The 4,559-nt window shown below is 71.1% G+C and carries 4 protein-coding genes; 3 read left to right on the forward strand and 1 reads right to left on the reverse strand.

What is annotated here, in order from left to right; translation table 11 throughout:
- Positions 1-1,254 (reverse strand): PAS domain-containing protein (locus AB0C29_RS34860; RefSeq protein WP_360829503.1); only part of this gene is annotated, 1,254 nt, incomplete at its 3' end.
- Between the two features lie 96 nt (positions 1,255-1,350).
- Here AB0C29_RS34860 and AB0C29_RS34865 point away from each other — a divergent pair.
- From AB0C29_RS34865 to AB0C29_RS34875, 3 genes are all read left to right on the forward strand, one after another.
- Positions 1,351-2,763, forward strand: a complete 1,413-nt coding sequence (locus AB0C29_RS34865; protein WP_360829506.1) for a cation:dicarboxylate symporter family transporter — start codon at positions 1,351-1,353, stop codon at positions 2,761-2,763.
- Positions 2,764-2,999: 236 nt separating this feature from the next.
- A complete protein-coding gene (locus AB0C29_RS34870) occupies positions 3,000-4,040 on the forward strand; it encodes a hypothetical protein (protein WP_360829509.1) in 1,041 nt (346 codons plus the stop codon).
- Between the two features lie 80 nt (positions 4,041-4,120).
- On the forward strand, positions 4,121-4,525 hold the full coding sequence (locus AB0C29_RS34875; protein ID WP_360829512.1) for an ester cyclase: 405 nt from the start codon (positions 4,121-4,123) through the stop codon (positions 4,523-4,525).
- Positions 4,526-4,559 lie beyond the last annotated feature (34 nt).

Here is a 4,559-nt window from a genome sequence, read left to right on the forward strand (position 1 = left end):
CGGCTCGCCCTCCAGCCGCGACGACTCGTCCACCGTCAGCTCCACTCCGCGCTCGCTGGCCTGGGCCGACTTGCCCAGCAGCAGCGCCGCCAGGGCCGGCTCGGTGAGCGCGCCGACCACCTGGTCGGTGAGCTGCTGGGCCAGCGCCAGCTCGTCGGTGGCCAGCCGGATCGCCTCGTCGGTGCGGCCCAGCTCGACCAGGGTCAGGACGGTGTGCAGGCGGTTGGCGGCCTCGTGGGCCTGCGACTGCAACGCCTCGGTGAGCCCGCGCACCGAGTCCAGCTCCCCGGTCAGCGCCCGCAGCTCGGTGTGGTCGCGCAGGGTCAGCACCGTGCCCAGGGTGCGGCCCTCGAACCGGGTCTCACGCTGGCTGGCCACCAGCACCCGGTCGCCGGCCAGCACCGGCTCGTCAACCGTGGTGCGGCGAGACGTCAGCAGGGCCGCGGCCTCGGCGGGCAGCTCCAGCTCGTCGACGCGGCGGTCGGTGCGCGCGTCCTGGTCGATGCCGAGCAGCCGCCGGCCCTCGTCGTTGATCAGGGCCACCCGGCCGTCCCGGTCGACCACCACCAGCCCCTCCCGTACGGCGTGCAGCACCGCGTCGTAGTACTCGTACATCCGGGTCATCTCGGCCGGGCCCAGCCCGTGCGTCTGCCGGCGCAGCCGCCGGCTGAGCAGCCAGGCCCCGGCCGCGGCCAGCAGCAGCGCGGCCACTGTGGCCAGCGCGACCGGGGGCGCCTGGCCCAGCAGCTTACGGTTGATCTCCTTGGTGGTGATACCGACCGAGACCAGGCCCATCACGCTGCCGTCGGCCGCGCGCACCGGCACCACGGTGCGCACGGACTCGCCGAGACTGCCCCGGTACTGCTCCACGACCGTGCCGCCGGCCAGGGCGCCGGCCACCGTACCGGCGAACTTCTGCCCGATCAGGTCGGGGTTGCGGTGGGTGTACCGGGTGCGGTCGGTGGCCATCACCACGACGAAGTCGGTCCCGGTGGCCTTCCGGGTGGCTTCCGCGTACGGCTGCAGCACGGCACTGGGCCGCGGCGAGCGCAACGCGTCAGCCACCATGGGGGACAGGGCGATGGCCTCCGCCACGGCCTTGACCTCCTCGACCGCGGAGTCGTGGGCGTCGTTGCGGGCCAGCAGCACGGCGCCGGTGGTGCCGCCGGCCACGAGCAGGCTGACGACCAGCACCTGCAACGCGAACAGCTGCCCGGCGATGCTCCAGCGCTGTCCCATGGGGCGTCGTCTCATCGGCGTGTTTCCAGTCGTCGTCGTCGCGTTTCGCCGCGGTGAACAGAATGAACGCAATGGTGCCCCGGGGGTGAGACCCAGGACACAGTCTGCGGCATGGAGAGTCAGAGCCCCGCCCCGCCCGCCCCGACCCCGGGGGCGAAGCGGGACCGCACCCACTACTTGTATCTGGCGGTGATCGTCGCCGTCATCCTCGGCATCGCCGTCGGTTTCCTCGTGCCCGACTTCGCGGTCGAACTGCGCCCGATCGGCACCGGCTTCGTCAACCTCATCAAGATGATGATCAGCCCGGTCATCTTCTGCACCATCGTGCTGGGTGTCGGTTCCGTCCGCCAGGCCGCGAAGGTCGGCAAGGTCGGCGGGCTCGCGCTCGGCTATTTCCTGATCATGTCGACCGTGGCCCTGGCCATCGGCCTGGTCGTCGGCAACCTGATCCACCCCGGATCCGGCCTCAACCTGGACGCCTCGGTGGCCGAGGCCGGCCAGAAGGCGGTCGGTGACTCGGCAAGCGAGGGCACCGCCGCCTTCATCCTCGGCATCATCCCGACCTCGCTGTTCTCGGCGCTGACCGAGGGCCAGGTGCTGCAGACCCTGCTGGTGGCGCTGCTGGTCGGCTTCGCCCTGCAGTCGATGGGCGCGCGCGGCGAGCCGGTGCTGCGAGCGGTCACCGTGTTGCAGCGACTGGTCTTCAAGGTCCTCGCGATGATCATGTGGCTGGCCCCGATCGGCGCGTTCGGCGCGATGGCGGCGGTGGTCGGCGCGACCGGCGTCGACGCCCTCAAGAGCCTGGCCCAGATCATGCTCGGCTTCTACGCCACCTGCGCCATCTTCGTGTTCGTCATCCTCGGCACCCTGCTGTGGCTGGTGGCCCGGATCAACCTGCTCAAGCTGCTGCGCTACCTGGGCCGTGAGTTCCTGCTGATCGTCTCCACCTCGTCGTCGGAGTCGGCCCTGCCCCGGCTGATCGCCAAGATGGAGCACGTCGGCGTCAGCAAGCCGGTCGTCGGCATCACCGTGCCGACCGGATACTCCTTCAACCTGGACGGCACGGCCATCTACCTCACCATGGCCTCGCTGTTCGTCGCCCAGGCGGTCGGCGACCCGCTGTCGGTCAGCGAGCAGATCTCGCTGCTGGTCTTCATGATCATCGCCTCCAAGGGCGCGGCCGGCGTCACCGGCGCGGGCCTGGCCACCCTGGCCGGCGGCCTGCAGAGCCACCGCCCGGAACTGCTCGACGGCGTCGGCCTGATCGTCGGCATCGACCGGTTCATGTCCGAGGCGCGGGCCCTGACCAACTTCGCCGGCAACGCGGTCGCCACCGTGCTGATCGGCACCTGGACCAGCGAGTTCGACCGGGACCGGGCCCAGCGCGTGCTGGCCGGGGAGGACCCGTTCGACGAGGCGACGATGCTCGACGAGCACGACGACCCGCCCGCGGCGGCCCAGCCATCCACCGGCCAGCCGCCCACCACCCCGCCGCCGGCTGTTCCCGCGGGCGCGCCCGCCTGAACCTGCGGCACCTGATCCGCCACTCCGTCGCGCCCAATCCGACTGCCCCGGGCGCGGCGGGGTGGCGCCGTGCCGGCCCTTCGGCCGGCGCCATCCGGGCGTTGCGGCCGGCGGGGTAGGCCCCGTGCCGACTCTTCGGTCCGTGGCCATCCGGGCGTTGCGGCGCGGCCACGCATCCACCACCGTGGAACTCATACATTGCCCGTGGTCTATCCATTCGGTGAAGGTGGGCACACATGGTCGGTAGGGGCAGAATCGCGGCCGCGCTGTCGGTAGCGCTGGCATCCATCGGGCTCGCGGCACCGGCACCCGCCGGCGCCGCGATCAGCCGGGCCGACCTGGCTCTGCGCTGGGCGCCCATCCACTACCAGGACGTCGACGCCACCGGCAGCCACGCCCTGGGCGGCAAGGCCGACTACCTGACCAAAGTGGACTTCGACGGCGACTGGAACGGCCGCAACAACTGGGACCGCGCAGCCGAGTCCGGCGCGTCGTTCTCGGCGGCGGCGTACTACTCGGTGGCGGAGACCAGCACCCACTGGTACGTCACCTACTTCTTCTTCCACCCCCGGGACTGGGTCGACCACCCGTTCTTCGAGACCGAGCACGAGAACGACGGTGAGGGCGTCCTGCTGGCGATCCAGAAGGACGGCTCCACGTACGGGGTGCTGCGCTCCGCGGTCACCGTGGCGCACACGAGCTTCTACTCGTACACGCCCAGCGGCAGCACCTGGACCACCGGCCGCGAAACGGTCGACGGCACGCTGCAGATGCAGTCGTCACCGCACGATTCGTTCCAGCACCCCGTCACCGCGCAGGAGGTCCAGGGTCACGGCCTCAAGGCGTACCCGCAGTACGCCATCAACGGCGACGGACTCGTCTACTACCCGGCGGCCGAGGGCGAGACGCCGAGCAGCACCAACGACCGCGACGTCCGCTACGAGCTGATCGACATCTTCGCGGCGGGCGGCCTGTGGGCCCAGCGGGACAACACCAACCTGTACGCCAACCTGGGCACCTTCGCCGGTGACACCTCGGGAGGCTGCGGCGTGGGCACGTACTCCTGTGGCACCAACTCGGCCAACGCGCCGTGGGGCTGGGACGACGGCGACGACCTGCCGGGTCGCGGGGAGATCGCCACGGACCCGGCGAAGCTGTCCGCCGAGTACTTCACTGTGCCGGGGGAGCTGGCGCGGGCTTACGCGTACAACCCGTACACGGCGGAGAAGGCCGACCTGCGCGAGGCCGCGCGGACCGCGCCGACCGTCACGGACTGACGGCGCAGCCGGCGGCCGGGGTTTCCCTCGGCCGCCGGCTTGCAGTGCGCTGAAGGTCGACATGGCATAGAAATTGATGCATGGATGCGACGGAGATCGCGCGCGCGTGGTTCGCCATGTGCCGCACGGGGGACGAACAACGGCTGACCGACCTGGTCACCGAAGACTTCGTGGCGCACGGACCGGGCGGCAGCGGCGACCTGGCCGCCTTCACGACATGGCTGCGCTGGTATCCGGCGGCTTTCGTGGATCAGGAACCGGTGCTGGAGGACGTGATCGTCAGCGGGGACAGGCTGGTCGTGCGGTACACGATCCGGTCGACGTACCGGGGTGGGTATCTGGATCTGCCGCCGGACGACCAGCGGGTGCGGGAGACCGGGATCATCATCTTCCGGCTGGCCGGGGGCAAGGTGGCCGAGAGCTGGTTCGAGGGCAACGACCTCGAGGTGGCGCAGCAGATCGGCGGCCGGATCACCCCGGCCTGAGCCGGGGCTTTCGTCCGCCGCGCCTGGCCCCGCC

The organism is Actinoplanes sp. NPDC048791, assembly GCF_040650095.1.
GTDB lineage: Bacteria > Actinomycetota > Actinomycetes > Mycobacteriales > Micromonosporaceae > Actinoplanes.

Coding starts and splice junctions, on each gene's coding strand:
- AB0C29_RS34870 (WP_360829509.1), top strand. CDS start 3,000: ATGGTCGGTAGGGGCAGAATCGCGGCCGCGCTGTCGGTAGCGCTGGCA.
- AB0C29_RS34875 (WP_360829512.1), top strand. CDS start 4,121: ATGGATGCGACGGAGATCGCGCGCGCGTGGTTCGCCATGTGCCGCACG.
- AB0C29_RS34865 (WP_360829506.1), top strand. CDS start 1,351: ATGGAGAGTCAGAGCCCCGCCCCGCCCGCCCCGACCCCGGGGGCGAAG.